This is a genomic window from Caballeronia zhejiangensis, assembly GCF_000698575.1.
Classification (GTDB): Bacteria; Pseudomonadota; Gammaproteobacteria; order Burkholderiales; family Burkholderiaceae; genus Caballeronia; species Caballeronia zhejiangensis.
In genome coordinates, this window is sequence record NZ_JFHD01000052.1 from 15,180 (window position 1) to 33,787 (window position 18,608).

Annotated in this window: 17 protein-coding genes and 1 pseudogene; 8 read left to right on the forward strand and 10 right to left on the reverse strand. The window is 64.3% G+C overall.

The window, feature by feature from the left end; all coding sequences use genetic code 11:
* Positions 1-40: 40 nt before the first annotated feature.
* From BG60_RS37550 to clcA, 5 genes are all read right to left on the reverse strand, one after another.
* Positions 41-202 (reverse strand): DUF1328 family protein, encoded by a 162-nt coding sequence (locus tag BG60_RS37550; protein ID WP_008352793.1) that lies wholly within the window; start codon positions 200-202, stop codon positions 41-43.
* Positions 203-422: 220 nt separating this feature from the next.
* Positions 423-590, reverse strand: a complete 168-nt coding sequence (locus tag BG60_RS38885; RefSeq protein WP_160172929.1) for a hypothetical protein — start codon at positions 588-590, stop codon at positions 423-425.
* A gap of 284 nt (positions 591-874) precedes the next feature.
* A complete protein-coding gene (locus BG60_RS33305) occupies positions 875-1,489 on the reverse strand; it encodes a LysE family translocator (protein WP_033536710.1) in 615 nt (204 codons plus the stop codon).
* Between the two features lie 134 nt (positions 1,490-1,623).
* Positions 1,624-2,652, reverse strand: a complete 1,029-nt coding sequence (locus BG60_RS33310; RefSeq protein WP_008352795.1) for an aldo/keto reductase — start codon at positions 2,650-2,652, stop codon at positions 1,624-1,626.
* A gap of 68 nt (positions 2,653-2,720) precedes the next feature.
* Positions 2,721-4,046, reverse strand: coding sequence for a H(+)/Cl(-) exchange transporter ClcA (gene clcA, locus BG60_RS33315; RefSeq protein WP_008352796.1), 1,326 nt, complete (start codon positions 4,044-4,046; stop codon positions 2,721-2,723).
* A gap of 134 nt (positions 4,047-4,180) precedes the next feature.
* On the opposite strand from clcA, the gene BG60_RS33320 reads away from it, so the two are divergent.
* From BG60_RS33320 to BG60_RS33330, 3 genes are all read left to right on the forward strand, one after another.
* On the forward strand, positions 4,181-6,466 hold the full coding sequence (locus BG60_RS33320; protein ID WP_008352798.1) for a VTT domain-containing protein: 2,286 nt from the start codon (positions 4,181-4,183) through the stop codon (positions 6,464-6,466).
* Positions 6,463-7,230: an endonuclease/exonuclease/phosphatase family protein gene (locus tag BG60_RS33325; RefSeq protein WP_008352800.1), complete on the forward strand. Its 768-nt coding sequence runs from the start codon at positions 6,463-6,465 to the stop codon at positions 7,228-7,230. Before BG60_RS33320 ends, BG60_RS33325 begins: the two co-directional genes overlap by 4 nt.
* Positions 7,231-7,428: 198 nt before the next feature.
* Complete coding sequence (locus tag BG60_RS33330) at positions 7,429-7,890, forward strand: HU family DNA-binding protein (protein WP_008352802.1); 462 nt, start codon at positions 7,429-7,431, stop codon at positions 7,888-7,890.
* Between the two features lie 141 nt (positions 7,891-8,031).
* Here the strand turns inward: BG60_RS33330 and BG60_RS33335 are convergent, their stop codons facing one another.
* Positions 8,032-8,934, reverse strand: a complete 903-nt coding sequence (locus tag BG60_RS33335) for a LysR family transcriptional regulator (protein WP_033536698.1) — start codon at positions 8,932-8,934, stop codon at positions 8,032-8,034.
* 121 nt (positions 8,935-9,055) lie between these two features.
* Here BG60_RS33335 and BG60_RS33340 point away from each other — a divergent pair, with 121 nt between their 5' ends.
* Positions 9,056-9,799, forward strand: coding sequence for an SDR family oxidoreductase (locus BG60_RS33340; RefSeq protein ID WP_034474167.1), 744 nt, complete (start codon positions 9,056-9,058; stop codon positions 9,797-9,799).
* Here the strand turns inward: BG60_RS33340 and BG60_RS33345 are convergent.
* Entirely contained in the window at positions 9,796-11,370 is a 1,575-nt protein-coding gene (locus BG60_RS33345) for a 3'-5' exonuclease family protein (protein ID WP_033536711.1), read from the reverse strand. The genes BG60_RS33340 and BG60_RS33345 overlap by 4 nt on opposite strands.
* Before the next feature lie 139 nt (positions 11,371-11,509).
* Between BG60_RS33345 and BG60_RS33350 the strand changes: the two genes are divergently transcribed.
* The 4 genes from BG60_RS33350 (at position 11,510) to BG60_RS33365 (ending at position 15,588) form a co-directional block, all read left to right on the forward strand.
* A complete protein-coding gene (locus BG60_RS33350; protein ID WP_033536712.1) occupies positions 11,510-12,916 on the forward strand; it encodes a circularly permuted type 2 ATP-grasp protein in 1,407 nt (468 codons plus the stop codon).
* A gap of 1 nt (position 12,917) precedes the next feature.
* Positions 12,918-13,871, forward strand: coding sequence for an alpha-E domain-containing protein (locus BG60_RS33355; protein ID WP_008352812.1), 954 nt, complete (start codon positions 12,918-12,920; stop codon positions 13,869-13,871).
* A gap of 3 nt (positions 13,872-13,874) precedes the next feature.
* Entirely contained in the window at positions 13,875-14,654 is a 780-nt protein-coding gene (locus BG60_RS33360; protein ID WP_034474169.1) for a transglutaminase family protein, read from the forward strand.
* Positions 14,655-14,721: 67 nt separating this feature from the next.
* Positions 14,722-15,588 carry a proteasome-type protease gene (locus BG60_RS33365; RefSeq protein WP_008352816.1) on the forward strand — a complete coding sequence of 289 codons (867 nt, stop codon included), beginning with the start codon at positions 14,722-14,724 and terminating at the stop codon, positions 15,586-15,588.
* Positions 15,589-15,594: 6 nt separating this feature from the next.
* On the opposite strand, the gene BG60_RS33370 is transcribed toward BG60_RS33365, so the two are convergent.
* The 3 genes and pseudogenes from BG60_RS33370 to BG60_RS33380 all read right to left on the reverse strand — a co-directional run.
* The gene (locus BG60_RS33370; RefSeq protein WP_008352817.1) at positions 15,595-16,527 is read right to left on the reverse strand and encodes a glycerophosphodiester phosphodiesterase family protein; all 933 of its coding nucleotides are present in this window, start codon (positions 16,525-16,527) and stop codon (positions 15,595-15,597) included.
* Positions 16,528-16,767: 240 nt separating this feature from the next.
* Positions 16,768-17,931, reverse strand: coding sequence for a porin (locus BG60_RS33375; protein WP_008352819.1), 1,164 nt, complete (start codon positions 17,929-17,931; stop codon positions 16,768-16,770).
* Positions 17,932-18,256: 325 nt separating this feature from the next.
* A pseudogene (locus BG60_RS33380) lies at positions 18,257-18,608 on the reverse strand (YihY/virulence factor BrkB family protein); the annotation flags it as partial.

The following is an 18,608-nucleotide window of genomic DNA, read 5'->3' on the forward strand; positions in this document are numbered from 1 at the left end:
CCGCGCGTTTTGCTTTACGGCGTGTGCTGCGTGAATGGCGTCATCGCCTGAACACGCCGAGCAGCAAGGTCGCCAGAAAGATCACGATAAAGATGAAGAACAGGATCTTGGCGATTTCCGCCGCGCCCGTTGCGATTCCGCCGAAGCCGAAGACGGCCGCGATGATCGCGATGATGAAGAAGATGACAGCGTAACGGAGCATGTTGCCCTCCTTGGTGGATCGGATGATCGGTTGATCGGTCGATATGCAGGCGGATCGATGCCGCCGCTTTCGCTCATCGGTTTTCCCGCGCATCGTTCAAAGCAACGGACGTGCCCAGCGCATCGCCCGCGTGCCGGAGATGCAAAAACGCCGCAATGAAAGGAACATTGCGGCGTCGCGGATCGCGCTTGCCTTCGCGCGATGTGTCCGGCTGTCGAGGCTAACGGCCTAGTGTGCGATCGGAGTCGGTTTCATCGTCGTCGTCTTCGTCGTCGACGCTGTTGAGCGCATCCGGCAGGTTGTTCTCCAGTTCATCGCGTTCGATCTGATCGGCTAGGTCGAGGGATTTGCGCGTGGCGGGACCGGACGGGCGATTGGCTCCAGACATGGCGTACTCCTTGAACAGATTTCAAAGCCGCGCCGACGATTCGGCGCGAACCAACGGACTAGCAAGGCTTGTACGCGCCGGGCTGAATAGTCCGCCTTAAAGGATCGCTTAAGGATCAGTTGAGGATCGTTCGGGCGGAAAGGTGAACAGACCGTGCTGACGATAAAGAAACGCAGTCCCAATCTTGCAAGCAGGACGGCAGATTTTGCGTGCCGGCGCGTAAGGCCAGTATGCACCGGGACGCGCGTCGAGGCAAAGACGACGCGCGTGTTTCGGATCGCGCATCAAGCGAAAAAATGGGCGACGATCGGATACAGCGACAACACGAGCAAGACGGCCATCGTGATGTTGAACATGCGCAACCGGCGCGGATCCGCGAGAAAGCGGCGCAGCGACGTGCCGAACGCGGCCCACATCGTGATGCACGGCAAGCCGATCACGACGAGCACGACGGCCATCAGCGCGGCGTTCAGCGAAAGACTCGCGTGCAGGTGGATCGTGCTCGCGGCGGTGAGCACCATCATCCACGCTTTGGGATTGATCCACTGGAACGCGATCGCTTCGTGAAAGCGCATCGGGCGCGCCTTGCTGTCGCGCATCTGCACCGACGACGACGTGCCGATCTTCCACGCCAGATACAGCAGATACGCGACGCTCGCCGCTTCCAGCACCGTGTAGAGGATCGGCAGACGCTCGAACGCCTGCGCGAGCCCGAGGCCGACCGCGATCATCAGGATCGCCATGCCCGCGCTGATGCCGAGCATGTGCGGCAGCGTGCGCCTCAACCCGAAATTGACGCCCGAGGCGAGCAGCATCGTGTTGTTGGGACCGGGCGTGATGGTCGTCACCAGCGCGAACAGCGCGGCGGCTGGAAGGGCGTTCAGAAGTTCGGTGGGCATGGCGCGCTCCGCAATGAAGGATTCGATGAGCGCCAAGTGTACGGAAGGTGTCCGGTACAGTACCGGTACAGATTGTCAGGTGACTTCCTGTACGGTGTCCGGACGCGACGGGCCGTCGCGCCCAGCCAACCTCCTTACACGGGGAACGGATTGCGTTCCGCGAATCCCTGTTGATGCCAGTACGGATACGCGGGCCGCACCGCGCTCGCCTCATCGAGCTTCTTCACCTGTTCCGCCGTGAGGTTCCAGCCGACCGCGCCGAGGTTCTGCCGCAGTTGCTCCTCGTTGCGCGCGCCGATCAGCACGGTCGCGACCGTCGGGCGCTGCAGCAGCCAGTTGAGCGCGATCTGCGGCACGGTCTTGCCGGTTTCCTCGGCGATGGCGTCGAGCGCATCGACGACGCGGTACAGATATTCGTCCGGCACCGGCGGCCCCATGTCGGCGGTTTTGTGCAGACGGCTCGTCGCGGGCAGCGGCTGGCCGCGCCGAATCTTGCCGGTGAGGCGTCCCCAGCCGAGCGGGCTCCAGACGATCGCGCCGACGCCCTGATCGATGCCGAGCGGCATCAGCTCCCATTCGTAGTCGCGGCCGATCAGCGAGTAGTAAGTCTGATTCGCGACATAGCGCGGATAACCGTAACGGTCGGCCACATCGAGCGATTTCTGCAAATGCCAGCCCGAGAAATTCGACACGCCCGTATAGCGGATTTTTCCGGCGCGCACGAGATCGTCGAGCGTGGAAAGCGTCTCTTCGACGGGCGTTTTCGCATCGAAGCCATGCAACTGGAACACGTCGATGTAATCCGTTTGCAGGCGTTCCAGTGCCCCGTTCACGGCCTTGATGAGATGAAAGCGCGACGAACCGACGGCGTTCGGGTCGTTGTCGTCGAAGCGGAAGGTCGCCTTGGTCGAGACGATGACCTTGTCGCGCCGGCCCTTGAGCGCCTCGCCGAGTATCGATTCCGACGTGCCGCGCGAGTAGATGTCGGCGGTGTCGAACATCGTCACGCCCGCGTCGAGGCAGATGTCGACGAGCTTGCGCGCTTCGCTCACGTCGGTCTCGCCCCACGCCTGAAAGAGTTCGCCCTTGCCGCCGAAAGTGCCGGTGCCGAAGCTCAGGACGGGAACCTTGAAGCCCGAAGCACCGAGATGTCGATATTCCATTGCGTGTCCTCGTGGATGAAGTCCATCGACGAGACTACCGCAACGGCTCGACGCATGCAGCGTCCGCGTCAGCGATGCCGCGCCGCGCGTTCGCCGAGCGAATCGTAGATCGGCGGCACGCGCAGGAGCATCGGCACGATCATCGCGGTGAAGCAGGCGGTGAGCATCGGCAGAAGCAGCGTGAAGCTCGCCGTCATTTCCGTGACGAGCACGATGCCCGTCACCGGCGCGCGCACCACCGCGACGAAGAACGCCGCCATGCCGACCACCGCGAACGTGGCGGTGTCGCCGGCGGGGCTCGCCATGCCGGGAAACCAGTCGAGACACACGCGGCCGAACACGAGGCCCGTCTGCGCGCCGAGCGCGAGCATCGGCGCGAAAAGGCCGCCTGGCGTGCCCGCCGCATACGACACCGGGCCGAGCACGAAGCGCAACGCGAACATCGCCGTCACGCTCGCGACGGTTCCCGCGCCGAGCAGCGCGCGCTCGGTGAGCGCATCGCCGCCGCCGGCGAGAGCCGGCGCGAACCACGCGAGCAGGCCGACCGCCGCGCCGACCACGGCGGCGCGCGCCGTCGCATGTTTCACCGATGCGGGCGGCGCGATCGAGTCGGCGACATCGAGCGTCCAGAGAATGACGCGGCTGTACAGCGCGCCGAGCAGCCCCAGCAACAGGCCGAGCACGAGATGCGCGCCGGTCATCTCGAAGCCGGGAAACGGCTGCGCGGGCAGATGAAAGTCGGGCAGATCGCCATGCAGCAGACGCGCCATCGCGATCGCGCTCGCCGATGCGCCGAGCGCCGCGACCGCCGTGCGGGTATCGAAACGGCGCATCAGTTCTTCGAGCACGAACACTGCGCCCGCGATCGGCGCATTGAACGCCGTGGCGAGCCCCGCGCCCGCGCCGGCCGCGAGCAGCACACGGCAATCGCCGGCATTGCGCCTGAAAGACGTGCCGATGGCATGTGCGATCGATGCACCCATCTGCACGGTCGGACCTTCGCGGCCGAGCGCGAGCCCCGCGCCGATGGCGAGCACGCCGCCCACGAACTTGATCGGGATGAGCACGAGCGGCGCGGGCGGCACGCTGCCGTGCAGTACCGCTTCGACGTGTGGAATGCCGCTGCCGCTCGCCATCGGCGCGAAACGCGCGACGAGCCATGCGGCGAGCGCGGATGCCGCCGTCGCCGCGAGCACGACGAGCACGATCGCCGCATCGTGGCCCGCGTGCGCCCACGCGACGAACGCGTTGCGCCAGATATCGCCGCGTTCGAGCGCGAAGCGAAAGAGCACGCCGATCGCGCCCGTCGCCGCCCCGACGACCACCGATGCCGCCGCGAGCGGAACGAGTCCTGCGCGCTCATCGTCCTGATTGGTGACTTCGTTATCGTTCATCGCGCATGTCGCTCCGGAATCGGCATGTGCAACGAAGCGTAACATCGCGCGGCGCGGCGGGCATGGGGCTTGCAAAACGAAAGTTATTTCGCCGCGAAGCCCGTCGCGGGGTATGCAGAGGCACACAGAGGCACATGAACCACGCAAACGACGAGCCGTTTTTTCAGCCAGGGCGCAATTGCGCGAGCGTGCGTCACGCAGATCGCTTCAGTCTGCTCATCGATGGCGCCGATTATTTCCGCGTGCTGCGCGAGGCGCTCACGCGCGCGGAGCGCACGGTGTTCATCCTCGGCTGGGATATCGATAGCCGCATGAAGCTCACGCCCGAAGGCGCGGACGACGGCTATCCCGAAGCGCTCGGCGATTTTCTGCACGCGCTCGCGGGCGACAAGCGGCGTCTGCGCATCTACATTCTCGCGTGGGATTTCGCGATGCTCTACGCATTCGAGCGCGAATGGCTGCCCGTCTACAAGATGGGCTGGCGCACGCACCGGCGCATCGCGTTCCAGATGGACGGCAAGCATCCGCTCGGCGGATCGCAGCATCAGAAGATCGTCGTGATCGATGATCGCGTGGCATTCGTCGGCGGACTCGATCTCACGCGCTCGCGCTGGGACACGTCCGCGCACGCGCCCGACGAGCCGCTGCGCCGCGATGCGAACGGCGCGGCATATCAGCCGTTTCACGACGTCCACACGATGTTCGATGGCGACGCCGCGCGCGAAATCGGCCAGCTCGCACGCGAACGATGGGCCCGCGCATGCGGCAAGCGCCTCGCGATTCGCGCGCATCGGGCGACGCTGCAGAACGATCCGTGGCCGCCTTCGCGACGCGTCGATCTCGAAGATGTCGATATCGCCATCTCGCTCACCGAGCCGGATTATCTCGGCCGCGAACCGGTGCAGCAGATTCGCACGCAGTATTTCGACGCCATCGCGCGGGCGCGGCGCAGCATCTATATCGAGAACCAGTACTTCACTTCGGGGACGATCGGCGCGGCGCTCGCGGATTCGCTCGCGCGCGAGGACGGACCCGATCTCACGATCGTCGTGCCGCGCAATCAGAGCGGCTGGCTTCAGGAAGTGACGATGGGCGTGCTGCGCGCGCGCCTGCACAGGCTTCTGAAAAACGCCGACGCGCATGGACGTTATCGGCTGCTGTGCCCGAGCGTGCCGAAGCTCGGCGACGCGATCGTCAACGTGCACAGCAAGCTGATGATCGTCGACGACGAATTGCTGATCGTCGGTTCGGCCAATCTGAACAATCGCTCGATGGTCCTCGACAGCGAATGCAACGTCTCGATCGATGCGGGCGCGGATGCGCGTATCCGCCGCGCGATCGCGACGATGCGCGACACGCTGCTCGCCGAGCATCTCGGTTGCGATATCGCGGATGTGGTGCGCGAACGAGAGGCGCGCAACGGCACGAATGCGGGAATTCAGGCGCTGTTGCGCGACCGCGACGAACATCGCACGATGGTGCCGCTCGATCCGCAAGTGTCGACGGAGCTCGACCAGCTGATTCCGCCCGAGGCGCTGATCGATCCCGAAACGCCGATCGCCGCCGACGAACTCGTCGATCAGTTCGTGCCTGCGGAAAAGACGCGTCCGCTCATCGGCCGCTTCGCGCTGCTCGGCATGTTCGCGCTGATGGTCGTGGTCGTCGCGGGTCTGTGGCACTGGACGCCGCTCGGCGATTACGTGAACCTGAAGTCGCTCACGAACGCGACGCGCCATATCGATTCGCTGCCGCTCGCGCCGGTCTGGATCGTGCTCGGCTATGTCATCGCGGCCGTCATGGCCGTGCCGATCACGTTGCTGATCGCGACGACGGGCATCGTTTTCGGCGCGTCCTGGGGCGCGGCTTATGCGTTCATCGGCACGACGATTGCAGCGGCGATATCGTATTCCCTTGGCAATTGGCTCGGCCGTGACGCGGTGCGCAAGCTCGCGGGCGCGCGCGTCAACCGGCTGTCCGAACGCGTGGCGAAGCGCGGCATCGTCGCGGTCGTCGTGTTGCGGATCTTGCCCGTTGCACCATTTGCGATCGTCAATCTCGTGGCGGGCGCATCGCATATCCGCATGCGCGACTTCATGATCGGCACGATGCTCGGCATGGGCCCCGGCATCTTTCTGACGGTCGCGTTCGCGCATCAGTTCGTCGCGTCGCTGCATCGGCCGACGGTCGGCTCGTTCGCGGTGCTGATCGGCATCGGCGCGGCGCTGATCGGCGCGTCGCTGCTGCTGCAGCGCTTTCTCGGTGGCAAGAATCGTCACGACGCGCACGAAGGCGCACCGAGCGATGCGGACAAATCGCGCGCCAGCGACGAAGCCAAACGCGCGAGCGAACTGCGCGAGAACGGCACGATGCCGCGCGAATCATCGACGAAAAACGAGCGCCCCGACGAGGTCAACTCATGACGCTGATGCACGAGACCGTCATCGAACGCGAATATATGAAGGACGCGCGCGCACGCGAGCTGCGCATCGCCACATACAACTTGCATGGCGCGATAGGCATCGACGGCAAGTTCGCGCCGGAACGCATCGGCGCAGTGCTCGCCGAGATCGATGCGGACATCTTCGCGCTGCAGGAAGTGCCGCTCGGCGGCAGCGGCGCGCCCGATGTGCTCGACGTGCTGCAACGCATGACGAACCTGAACGCGGTCGCGGGCCCGACGCTCGACACGCCCGAACGGCGTTACGGCAACGCAGTGCTCACGCGCTATCCGGTGCGCGCGGTCCGCACGCTCGATCTTTCGTTCAGGAGCCGCGAGCCGCGCGGCGCGCTCGATGCCGACATCGATTGCGGCGGCGAACTCTGGCGTGTGGTCGCGACGCATCTCGGGCTTGCATCGAGCGAAAGGCGCGCGCAAGTGGAGCAAGTGCTGCAAAGCTTCGATACGCCCGCGCTGCCCGTGATCCTGCTCGGCGATCTGAACGAATGGTTCGTCTATGGCCGCACGTTGCGGCGGCTCGTCACGCACTTTCATCGCGCGAGTGCGTTACGCACCTTTCCGACGCGCTATCCGCTCTTCGCGCTCGATCGCATCTGGGTGCATCCGGGCGAACGTCTCATGCGTGTCGATGTGCATCGCACGCCGCTTTCGCGTATCGCATCGGATCACTATCCGCTCATCGCGCATATCGCGCATCGCGCATTTGCATCGTCGATGCAGCGATAAAGCGCGCGACGTATGCGATGTAAACGCGGCTCCATGACTTGCGTGTCAGCGCGACGCCACGAAAAACCCCTATAAAAACGATATAAAAGCGCAAAAGACTCGCACGAACTCGCTTGGCCTATGTAGAATCCGGCGTGATACGAACGCATCGGTGCGAACGTATTCGAATATCACTGACCAAAAACAGGTAGGAGAAACATGCCGACTTCCGCTAAAACCGCTGCCAAGAAAGCCCCGGCCAAGAAGGCCACGGCGAAGACCGCTGCCGCACCGGTGAAGAAAGCAGCAGCACCGAAAGTTGCCGCGAAGAAAGTAGCCGCGAAGAAGACCACGAGCGGCGCTCCCACGCCGATCAAGGACACGTTCACGAAGGCATCGCTCGCAACGCATCTCGCAGATCGCGCCGCTGTCGACGTGAAAGCGGTGAAGGCCGTGCTGGTCGCGCTGGAAGACACCATCCTCGGTTCGATCCACAAGAAGGGCGCTGGCGAATTCACGCTGTCGGGCCTGCTGAAGATCACCGCGCAAGCCGTGGCCGCGAAGAAGAAGCGCTTCGGCAAGGACCCGTTCACGGGCGAGGAGCGCTGGTTCCCGGCCAAGCCGGCAAGCGTTCGCATCAAGGCGCGCGCGCTGAAGAAGCTGAAGGACGCAGCGGCTTAAGTATCTTTCGCCGGCATCACGGCTTCGGTTTCGTTGGCGAAATCGAAGCGCGTCGAACAAGAGGCCAGCTTCCCTTCATTGGGATGCTGGCCTCTTTTGCTTTCTCGTCCCTTGCTTTTGCGTTCCTTGCTTTTGCTTTCCTTATGACGCGCGCGCGTTGAAAGGCGCGAAGATCTCGCTCAACCAATCCGCGAAAACCCGTACGCGCGCGGAGAGCTGCCGGTTATGCGGATACAGCACGGAGATAGGCATCGGTGGTGGCGGAAGGTTGGGAAGCACGAGTCGCAGACGACCATTGTTCAAAGCATCGTCGACGTGATAGCGCGGCACCTGCACGATGCCGAGTCCGGCGAGCGCGGCTTGCGTATAGAGTTCGACGCCCGACACCGAAACCGACGCCTGCAATTCGATGGTCTCGATACGCCCGTCGACGCTGAACTCCAGCGGCAATGCGCGACCCGTCGCGCTCGATACGAAGTTCACCGCGCGATGCGATGCAAGCGCTTCGAGATCATCCGGCGTGCCTTCACGCGCGAGATACGCGGGACTCGCCACGGTGACTTGTTCGAGCAGCGCGACGCGCCGGCCGATCATCGACGAATCCTGCAACATGCCCGCGCGCAGCACGCAATCGACGCCTTCGCGCACGAGATCGACGAGCCTGTCGTCCTCGCCGATATGCAGTTCGATCTGCGCATGACGCTCGAGAAACGCGGGCAGTCCCGGCATGATGAAATGCCGCGCGAGCGTGCCTTGCAAATTCACGCGCAACAAACCCTTCGGCTCCGCGTGCTTGAACGAGCCTTCCGCTTCTTCCAGATCGGCGATGAGACGCACGCAACGCCGATAGTGCTCTTCGCCATCGGGCGTGAGGCGCACCGTGCGCGTCGTGCGTTCGAGCAGGCGCGCGCCGAGCCGCTCTTCCATGCGCTTCATCAGATTAGTGACGGTGGCGCGCGGTATCTGCAGATCGTCGGCCGCTTGCGTGAAGCTGTGCCGCTCCGCGATACGCACGAAGACCTGCATTTCCTGGAATCGATCCATGGCGAATGGGCGGTGAATTGTTAAAGCTACTGGAACGATGATACTAATCCACGCACGATGATCGCGAAAACGGAATGATTCATCATGCTTCTCATCGAACAGCCACTTTGAGGAGCCCATCATGAGTCAGACTCAATCGAAACGCGTGGCGATCGTCACGGGCGCGTCGCGCGGCATCGGCGCCGAGATCGCGCGGCGTCTTGCACGCGCCGGCTTCGCGGTCGCGGTGAACTATGCGTCGAGCGCGAAGGAAGCGGATGCGCTCGTCGTGCAATTGCGCGAAGCGGGAAACACGGCGATCGCCGTAAAAGCGGATGTCGCCAAAGCCGACGACGTGCGCGACATGTTCGAGACCGTCGAAGCGCAGCTCGGCAAAGTCGATGCGCTCGTCAACAACGCGGGCGTTCTGAAGACCGCGCCGCTCGCCGACACGAGCGATGCGCTTTACGACCAGACGTTCGATATCAACGTGCGCGGCACGTTCAACACGCTGCGCGAAGCGGCGGCGCGCATGAAGGGCGGCGGGCGCATCGTGAACTTTTCGAGCACGACGCTCGCGCTCAACATGCCGGGCTACGCGATCTACAACGCGACGAAGTCGGCGGTCGAATCGTTCACGCATGTGTTCGCGAAGGAGTTGCGCGGACGCGGCATCACGGTGAATGCGGTCGCGCCCGGACCGGTGGCGACGTCGCTGTTTCTCGAGGGCAAGACCGACGAGCAGATCGCCACGTTCTCGAAGATGCCGCCACTCGAACGTCTCGGTCAGCCGGACGATATCGCCTCGATCGTCGCGTTTCTCGTCGGGCCGGATGCGGGCTGGGTCAACGGGCAGGTGCTGCGCGCGAACGGCGGCATCGCTTAAAGCATCAGCGGGAACTGGTCGTCGGCGGGTGCGCGGCGCTTCGTCGTCGCGCGTTTCGTCTGCTGTGTGACGGCGGCGCGCGCGGGCGCGTCCTGTACGACGAGTTGGAACGCAGGCCGCGCATCGCATGCGATCCATTGCAGTTGTTCCGGCGCGAGGCGCTTCGCGATCAGGCTGTACACATCGGAGTCGAACGGGCGTAGGTCGGGCGAGTCGGCGAGGAGCGGCGCGATGCCGTCGCGTGTCGCGCATGTGCCGATATAGCACCATCGATCGATTACGTGCCACGCTTCGCGACCCGATGCTTCATCGCGCTCGCAGACGGCGATCGGCCCTTCGTGCGGCCATTTCACGAGGCGCGCGCCTTCGAGCGCATCGAGCGCACGCGAGGCGTGATCCGCGAGCGTTTCGATTCCCGCACACGACCCGAGGCAGCGTTTCACCTGATAGCCGAAGCAGCCGCGCCCCGGCGAAAGCGGCGCATTTTCGAGGCCGAGCGTCGCGTGACAGAGATTGTGTTCATCCGCCAGATGGCGCATGAACGCATGCGCTTTCGCGCGCGACGCGAACACGCCGAAGAGATGTTCCTCGCGCGACAGATCGCGTTTGTTCGCCTTCACGAGCGTCGGCGCATGCGCGCCCGGTAGCCACTGCCACGCACACGTTGCCGATGCGCCTTTGAGCAAGCGATTGTGCGTCGGCTTCAGCTCCTTCACGAGCTTCGCTTCGAGCAGCAGCGCGCCGAGCTCTCCGACCGTCTCGCGGCATTCGATGCGACGGATCGCCTGCGAGATCGACAAGTCCTTCTGAAGCCTGTGATCGCCCGAAAAATGCGCCGCAACGCGTTGTTTCAGGTTGATGCTCTTGCCGACATAGAGCGGCACGTCGTCGTCGCCGTGAAAGAGATAGACGCCGGGCGCCGACGGCAACGCATCGAGCGCGCCTTCGGGCAGCGCGGCGGGCAAGCTCGCGCGGCGCACGAGCGTTTTGATGGCTGCGTCGACGAGATCCTGCGAATAGAGCGCGTGAATCTTCTGCCAGAACTGCCAGAGCAGGTCGGCGTCGGCGAGCGCGCGATGGCGTCCTTCGGGCGCGAGATTCAGCCGCGCGATGAGCGCATCGAGACCATGTCTTTCGACCGACGGAAAGAGCGCGCGCGACAGCCGCACCGTGCACAGCGTATCCGCGCGAAACGCGATGCCCGCGCGGCGAAAGGCGTTCTTGAGGAAGCCGTAATCGAAGCGCGCGTTGTGCGCGACGAAGAGCTTGCCGTGCAGCCGCTCGGCGAGCGCGGGCGCGAGCGATTCGAAGGTGGGCTGGCCGCGCAGCATGGCGTCGTCGATGCCGGTCAGGCGCGCGATGAACGGCGGCACCGGCACGCCCGGATCGACGAGCACGCTCCAGCGCTCGATGCCCGCCGTGCTCGCTTCAACGACGCCGATTTCGGTGATGCGGTCCTCGGTCGCGTTCGAGCCGGTGGTTTCCAGATCGACGAAAACGATCGGGCGCACGAGTCCTGCGAGAAGGGCATCGGCGAGGGAATCGGCTTCGTCTTCGAAAGCGTCGGACATGATGAAACGTTGAGCGTTGAGCGGGCAGTCTAGCGCGAAACGGCCGTGCACCATGAACGCGCGCTAAAAAAGTGGCGCACGTCGCGCACTTTCGTCCGATACTGCAAGGAAATGCGGTAAAAAAACGAAGGACGCAATGATGCAGATCTACGATGAAATGCGTCAGGACGACACCGTGCGCAGTCACTACGCGCGGTTTTCACGCTGGCTCGCGCAGCAGCGCCCCGAAACCATCGCGAGAAAGCGCGCCGAAGCGGACGTGCTGTTCCGGCGCGTCGGCATCACGTTCGCGGTGAATGGCGATCTGTCCGGCACCGAGCGGCTCATTCCCTTCGACATGATTCCGCGCATCATTCCCGGCGACGAATGGCGCGTGCTCGAAGCCGGTTTGCGGCAGCGCGTGCAGGCGCTCAATCTCTTTCTGCACGATATCTACCACGACGGCGACATCGTGCTCGCCGGGCGCGTTCCGGCCGAACAGGTCTACACGAACGCGCAATATCGGCCGGAAATGCAGGGCGTCGACGTGCCGCTCGACGTCTACGCGCATATCGCGGGCGTCGATGTGGTGCGCGCGGGCGCGGCGGGCGAGTTCTACGTGCTCGAAGACAATTTGCGCGTGCCGTCGGGCGTGTCGTACATGCTCGAAAACCGCAAGATGATGATGCGGCTCTTTCCCGAACTCTTCGTGCAGAACCGCGTCGCGCCGGTCGCGCATTATCCCGACCTGCTGCTGGAAACATTGCGTTCGATCGCGCCTGAAGGCGTCGACGATCCGGCGGTCGTCGTGCTGACGCCCGGCATGTACAACTCGGCGTACTTCGAGCACACCTTCCTCGCGCAGCAGATGGGCGTGGAACTCGTCGAGGGCAAGGATCTTTTCGTCGACGACAACTATGTCTTCATGCGGACGACGCACGGCCCGCGCCGCGTCGACGTGATCTATCGCCGCGTGGACGACGACTTTCTCGATCCGCTCGCGTTTCGCGCCGATTCGGCGCTCGGCATTCCGGGCTTGCTGACGTCGTATCGCGCGGGGCGCGTGACGCTCGCCAACGCGATGGGCACCGGCATCGCCGACGACAAATCGATCTATCCGTTCGTGCCCGACATGATCGAGTTCTATCTCGGCGAGAAGCCGATCCTGAACAACGTGCCGACGTTTCAGTGCCGCAAGCCCGACGATCTCGCGTACACGCTCGCGCATCTGCCGGAGCTCGTCGTGAAGGAAGTGCACGGCGCGGGCGGCTACGGCATGCTCGTCGGGCCGGCATCGACGCAAGAGGAGATCGAAACCTTTCGCGCGTTGCTGCTCGCGCGGCCCGAAGGCTATATCGCGCAGCCGACGCTCGCGCTCTCCGCGTGCCCGACCTTCGTCGAGGCGGGCATCGCGCCGCGTCATATCGATTTGCGGCCGTTCGTGCTGTCGGGCCGCGAAGTGTCGATGTGCGCGGGCGGCCTCACGCGCGTCGCGCTGCGCGAAGGCTCGCTCGTCGTCAATTCGTCGCAAGGCGGCGGGACCAAAGATACGTGGATGGTCGAATGACATGCTGAGCCGAACCGCCGATCACCTGTTCTGGATGGCGCGTTACATGGAGCGCGCCGAGAACACCGCGCGCATGCTCGACATCAACATGGAAGGCGCGCTCCTGCCGCAAACGCCCGAGCAGGAAGCGCGCGCGCAGCGTTCGGTGCTGAAGATATCCGAGCTGGAAGACATGTTCGACGCGCGTCATCCGGGATCGCGCTCGCGCGAGGACATGCTGCACTTCATGGTCGCCGATGCGCGCAATCCGTCGAGCATCCTCTCGTGCCTGCAGGCGACGCGCGAAAATGCGCGCGCGGTGCGCGGCACGCTCACCACCGACGGCTGGGAAACGATCAACTTCACCTGGCTCGAATTCACTCAGCGCCTCGCGAACATGGAACTGCAAACGAGCCCGGATGCACTGTTCGAATGGGTCAAGTACCGCTCGAATCTGTGCCGCGGCGTGATGCAGGGCACCGCGCTGCGCGACGACGCGTTTTTCTTCATGCAGCTCGGCGCGTATCTCGAACGCGCGGACAACACGGCGCGCATTCTCGATGTCCGTTTCGCCGATGCCACGCCGAACTCGCGCGAAGCCGCGCGGCAGCTCGAAGACTTCTACTACTGGACGTCGATACTGAGTTCCGTGTCGGCGCTGGAGATTTATCGCAAGGTGTATCGCGATGTCGTGACGCCCGCGCGCGTCGTCGAACTGCTGATCCTCAACGAGCAGATGCCGCGTTCGCTGCTGGCATCGCTCGACGGCGTCTGCGACACGCTCGCGAAATTGCGCACGGACGCGTCGAAGGAATGCGAGCGTTTCGCGGGCAAGCTGCGCGCCGATGTGCTGTATGCCGACATCCGCCAGATACTCGAAACGGGCGTGCACGCGTGGCTGACGCAGTTTCTCAAGCGTGTCGACGAACTCGGCCTGCGCGTGATGCACACCTTCCTCATGTTGCCGATCGCGTGAATCATGCTGCTGACCATTCGCCACGACATCCGCTATCGCTACGCCACGCCGGTCACGTATTCGATCCAGCAGTTTCGCGTGAGTCCGGCGAGCGGCGCGTCGCAGATCGTGCGGCACTGGCATGTCGAAGCGCCGGGCAAGCTCGACCTCACGCGCGACGCCTACGGCAACGCGCTGCACACGCTCGTGCTGACGAAGCCGCACAGCGAGATTCATGCGAGCGTGGCGGGCGGGATCGAAACGGAGGCTTTATCCGATGGCCGTCTCTTCGATGAAGCCGGTCCGATTCCGCTCGAACATTTCACCTGTCCCACGCGGCTTACCGCGCCCGATGCCGCGATCCGCGAGCTCGCGCACGGCGTCGACGCGCTCGATACGCCCGCGTCGCTCATCGCGCTGACGGAGCGTATCGGCGAGCGCGTGCGGTATCGCAAGGAGCCGGCGTATGCGGCGGGCACGGCGGCGCAGGCGCTCGCGAGCGGCTTCGGCGATGCGCGCGATCTCGCGCATCTGATGCTCGCGTGCTGCCGCGCGCGGGGCGTGCCGGCGCGCTGCGTGAGCGGCTATCTGGATGCCGACGTGCACGCCTGGACCGACGTGTGGATCGAGCACGGCTGGGTGTCGATCGATGCGACCCGGGCGGCGTTCGCGGGCGAGCGTCATTGCTGCCTTGCCGTCGCGCGCGATTACGAATCGGCGGCGCCGGTGCGCGGCTCGCGCGTCGGCGGGAAGGAGGAAACGCTGACGGTGCATGTGAGCATCGATACACCGCCGGATCAGTGAACGCATCGATGCGACGCGCGGTCGCGCTCAGTACAATGTGGGTTTGCTTGTTTCAGGACGGATCGACATGACTTATTGCGTGGGCATGTGCGTGGACGAGGGACTCGTGTTCCTGTCCGACACGCGCACCAACGCCGGCGTGGACCACGTGAGCGCCGCGCGCAAGATGGCTGTTTTCGAACAGCCGGGAGAGCGCGTACTCGTCCTGCTCGCGGCGGGCAATCTCGCCTTGACGCAGGCGGTGACGCATCTGCTCGTGGAGCCCTCCGATCCGAACGCGCCCACGCTGTATAGCGTCCAGACGATGGCGGAAGCCGCGCGCATCGTCGGCGATGCGGTGCGCGAGGTGCATCGGCGCGACGCGCTGTCGCTCGCTGAATTCAGCGTCGACTTCAATTGCAGCTTCATCCTCGGCGGACAGATCTTCGGCCAGCCGCCGCGACTCTTCATGATCTACGCGGCGGGCAATTTCATCGAATCGACGCGCGTGTCGCCGTATTTCCAGATCGGCGAATCGAAGTACGGCAAGCCGATCATCGATCGCGTCATCACGCCGTCGTCGCCGCTCGACGAAGCCGCCAAATGCGCGCTCATTTCGATGGATTCGACGCTGCGCTCGAATCTCTCGGTCGGTCTGCCGCTCGATCTGCTGGTCTACGAGAAGGACTCGCTGCGCGTCACGCGCTTCGCCACGCTCGACAACAACAGCGCGTACTACCAGATGATCAACAAGACCTGGGGCGAGCGTCTGAGGCAGCTTTTCGGCGAGATTCCGAACCCTTCGTGGACCGAGCTCGACAATGTTCCGCTGCGTCCGCGCGAGACGCGCAGCACGGTGCCGCGGCTCGTCATCGGCGATCTGCCGTGCCCGGGCGCGCCCGCGCAGACGCTCGCGCAAGACGTCGAATCGAACGGCAACGCGCCGCATCAGTGAGCGGCTTCAGGGGCACGGCAGCGGCAGCGCAATGCCCGACCTGACCGCTTGCATCTTTCGCGGCGAATCGGTGAGCACGGCCGTCATGCCGATACAGGCGGCGGCGCGATAATCGTCGGCGTTGTCGATGCCGATCGCGAGGATCGGGGTCTCGCCTCTGGTGCGAAAGCACTGCACCGCTGCGGGCGTCCAGAGTCTCGACGTCACCGCCGAGCGCGCTTCCCCGAGCGTGAACGTTTCGACCAATTCCATCTTTCTCGCATACTCGAACGCGGTCCATCTTCCGGGCGACGGTGCGTCCTTGCACGTGGATTCGAGCGCCACGTAGGCGAGGCGGGCGCGTGTCGCATCGCGCGACTCGAACAGCCGCGAACGTGCCTGCGGATAGGCCGAGAAGGCCCGTTGATAGGCGGCATCGGTCGAATAGATCAGCACGCGTGACCACGCGTTTTCCTCGTCCAGCACGCGCGCGACCGCCGCCGTCTGAGGTCCGGCGGGCAATGCCTTCATGTCGAGCATCACGGGTACGTCGGGCGGAATCACGCGCAACGCCTGCGCGAGCGATGGAATACGCAGCGCGTGATCGCGATACGGATAGCGCGTCACGCCGTTTCCATCGGCGAGGGCGAAGTTCCGTCCGGCGTCGAGATGTTGCAGCGCGCCGAAGTCGTGGTCCGCGACCGTTCCGTTGCCATCCGTGTTGGTCGAGAGATCGGCCGGGCGATAGAGCACCGGCACGCCATCGCGGGTGAGTTGCACTGTGAGCCAGATCGCATCGGCGCGATTGTGCAGCGCGCCCTGGATGGCGATCAGCGTGTTCTCCGGGTAATCGGCTGCGCCGCCGCGATGCGCGATGATCATCGGCAAGGCGGACGCGTGCGCAGTATCGGACCGATGCGCGGCTGTCGTGCAAGCGGTTGCGGCGATGCACGCGGCCATTGCAAGCGGAGCCAGAAGTCTTGAGCGAAGCGGCATTCAGCGAACCCCCGGGGCATTGAGATTCGGCCGATTCTGCCGCCGTTGTCCGGGCGGGATGACGCGCACGCGGTTGATTCAACACTTTGTTGCGCTTGCCGCTTTCGGACGCGAAAAAAAACAGCCATCGGAAAACCGATGGCTGTTCGAGGATGCTGCTGTCCTTCCGGCGCGGCACTCGCGTGCCACGCCAGTCGGTTGTTCTTAGAACTTGTGGCGCAGGCCGATGAGCACCAGTTCCTGGTGGCTGCGGCCGCTTGCGAAACCGAAGTCGCTGATCGAAGCTTGCGCTTCTTGCGTCGAGCCGTCCGCGTTGCGCTGCGTGCCGCTTGCGTGCTGATACGCGCCGACAGCGTAGACGTCCGTGCGCTTCGACAGCGAGTAGTCCGCGCCGATCGAAACCTGGTGGTAGTTCGCCGACGTGTCGCCGCTGCCGTGCGTGTACGTGTAGCCCAGGCCGAGCAGCGTTGCCGGCGTCAGCTGGAAGTTCAGGTACGCGTTGGCGACGTTGAACTTCTCTTGTTCCGTGAACGTCGAGCTGCCGTCGTTCTTGTACTGAGCGAAGCTGTACGAAGCGCCGGCCGTGAACGGACCGAACACGTACTGGCCTGCGCCGCGCGCGATGGCGACTGCGTGGGCCGTCTGGTAGCCGACGTTGATCACCGTGTTGAACAGCGAATCCGACGACGGGCTGTTCCAGCCGGTGGTGCCGGTCGTGCGGCCAGCCGTCGGGTTGTTCACGTACAGGTAGCTGGCGGCCAACGAGAACGGACCGTTGCCGTACGTTGCAGCGGCACCCCAGGTCTGGCCCTGGCCGGTAGCGCCCGCGAGGTTGCTGAAGCCGTAGATGCCTTCGAACTGGAAGCCGGAGAACACCGGCGACACGTACTTGACGGCGTTGCTCACGCGCAGGCTGTTGTCGTAGTTGTCGACGTCGCCCGGCGTTGCGAAGGCAGCGCCCCAGTAGTTGTCGGCCGTGAGGCCCTGAACCATGTCGACCGACGGGTCATACTGACGACCCAACGTGACCGTACCCCACTGGTTGCCGCTCAAACCGACGAACGCTTGACGGCCGAACAGACGACCACCCTGGTTCGACTGACCCGTGCCCGGATCGAAGCCGCTTTCCAACTGGAAGATTGCCTTGAGGCCGCCACCGAGGTCTTCCTGACCCTTCAAGCCCCAACGCGGGCCGGACAGCGTGCCGTTGACCATGCCGAACAGATGGTCGCCGTTTTCGTTGGCGTGGCTCACATATGCGAGACCGGTATCGATCACGCCATAGAGCGTCACGCTCGTTTGTGCTTGCGCCGCGCCTGCTGCGCCGAGCAGCGCCAGCGAGAGGGACGTCAGTGCGATTCGTTTCATCGAATTCTCCACGCGAATGATTAATCGTTGTTGCCGGCGCAGAGAATAACGCAACGTTTCGTAACTTCAGAAACGAAAAAATATTGACTGTCTCGAAAAACACACACTTGGGCGTGAAGCCCGCCTGTCAAGGTTCTCAGGCAGTCGCAAGGGGAATTTTGGGAGACAGGGCTATCGCGGAAAAGTTCCGCGCGCAATCGGACATTTGAATCGGATTTTCCGGACGCCGATATTCGATTACTTGCTTTTCAAATAACAAATCGCTTTCCCGGCGCGCGATCTTTCGGATTCGACGGACAGCCGCGCGACATAGCGCGCAAGCGCCTCAGCCTCGGTCGTTTTCACGCGCGGCATCGCGACGCGAAAGCAATGCGAGCGCCATTCCCGCGCCTGCCGCCACGAGCACCGCGCGCCACGGATGCCGCCGCACCGCAGCATTCGCATGCGATGCCTTGCGGCCAGCGCCGACCATCGCGAGCGCGGTGGCGCGCGTGGCCGTCGATTCGGCGCGCGCGAGCTTGCGCGACAACGCCAGCGCCCGCGCGACGGCGGATACCTTCTTGCGCGCCTGTCCCGTCAGTTGTTGCGCGTGTTGTGCGCGGGCGCCGATCGCGCGGCGCGCGCTCGCCGTGGCGGGGGCATCGTCAGGAGCGCTTGCCGGCGTGAGCGGCGCGGCG

What these genes read in the sequence shown, in the direction of transcription:
- BG60_RS37550 (WP_008352793.1), bottom strand. Translation starts at nt 202, where the DNA reads ATGCTCCGTTACGCTGTCATCTTCTTCATCATCGCGATCATCGCGGCC.
- BG60_RS38885 (WP_160172929.1), bottom strand. Translation starts at nt 590, where the DNA reads ATGTCTGGAGCCAATCGCCCGTCCGGTCCCGCCACGCGCAAATCCCTC.
- BG60_RS33305 (WP_033536710.1), bottom strand. Translation starts at nt 1,489, where the DNA reads ATGCCCACCGAACTTCTGAACGCCCTTCCAGCCGCCGCGCTGTTCGCG.
- BG60_RS33310 (WP_008352795.1), bottom strand. Translation starts at nt 2,652, where the DNA reads ATGGAATATCGACATCTCGGTGCTTCGGGCTTCAAGGTTCCCGTCCTG.
- clcA (WP_008352796.1), bottom strand. Translation starts at nt 4,046, where the DNA reads ATGAACGATAACGAAGTCACCAATCAGGACGATGAGCGCGCAGGACTC.
- BG60_RS33320 (WP_008352798.1), top strand. Translation starts at nt 4,181, where the DNA reads ATGAACCACGCAAACGACGAGCCGTTTTTTCAGCCAGGGCGCAATTGC.
- BG60_RS33325 (WP_008352800.1), top strand. Translation starts at nt 6,463, where the DNA reads ATGACGCTGATGCACGAGACCGTCATCGAACGCGAATATATGAAGGAC.
- BG60_RS33330 (WP_008352802.1), top strand. Translation starts at nt 7,429, where the DNA reads ATGCCGACTTCCGCTAAAACCGCTGCCAAGAAAGCCCCGGCCAAGAAG.
- BG60_RS33335 (WP_033536698.1), bottom strand. Translation starts at nt 8,934, where the DNA reads ATGGATCGATTCCAGGAAATGCAGGTCTTCGTGCGTATCGCGGAGCGG.
- BG60_RS33340 (WP_034474167.1), top strand. Translation starts at nt 9,056, where the DNA reads ATGAGTCAGACTCAATCGAAACGCGTGGCGATCGTCACGGGCGCGTCG.
- BG60_RS33345 (WP_033536711.1), bottom strand. Translation starts at nt 11,370, where the DNA reads ATGTCCGACGCTTTCGAAGACGAAGCCGATTCCCTCGCCGATGCCCTT.
- BG60_RS33350 (WP_033536712.1), top strand. Translation starts at nt 11,510, where the DNA reads ATGCAGATCTACGATGAAATGCGTCAGGACGACACCGTGCGCAGTCAC.
- BG60_RS33355 (WP_008352812.1), top strand. Translation starts at nt 12,918, where the DNA reads ATGCTGAGCCGAACCGCCGATCACCTGTTCTGGATGGCGCGTTACATG.
- BG60_RS33360 (WP_034474169.1), top strand. Translation starts at nt 13,875, where the DNA reads ATGCTGCTGACCATTCGCCACGACATCCGCTATCGCTACGCCACGCCG.
- BG60_RS33365 (WP_008352816.1), top strand. Translation starts at nt 14,722, where the DNA reads ATGACTTATTGCGTGGGCATGTGCGTGGACGAGGGACTCGTGTTCCTG.
- BG60_RS33370 (WP_008352817.1), bottom strand. Translation starts at nt 16,527, where the DNA reads ATGGCCGCGTGCATCGCCGCAACCGCTTGCACGACAGCCGCGCATCGG.
- BG60_RS33375 (WP_008352819.1), bottom strand. Translation starts at nt 17,931, where the DNA reads ATGAAACGAATCGCACTGACGTCCCTCTCGCTGGCGCTGCTCGGCGCA.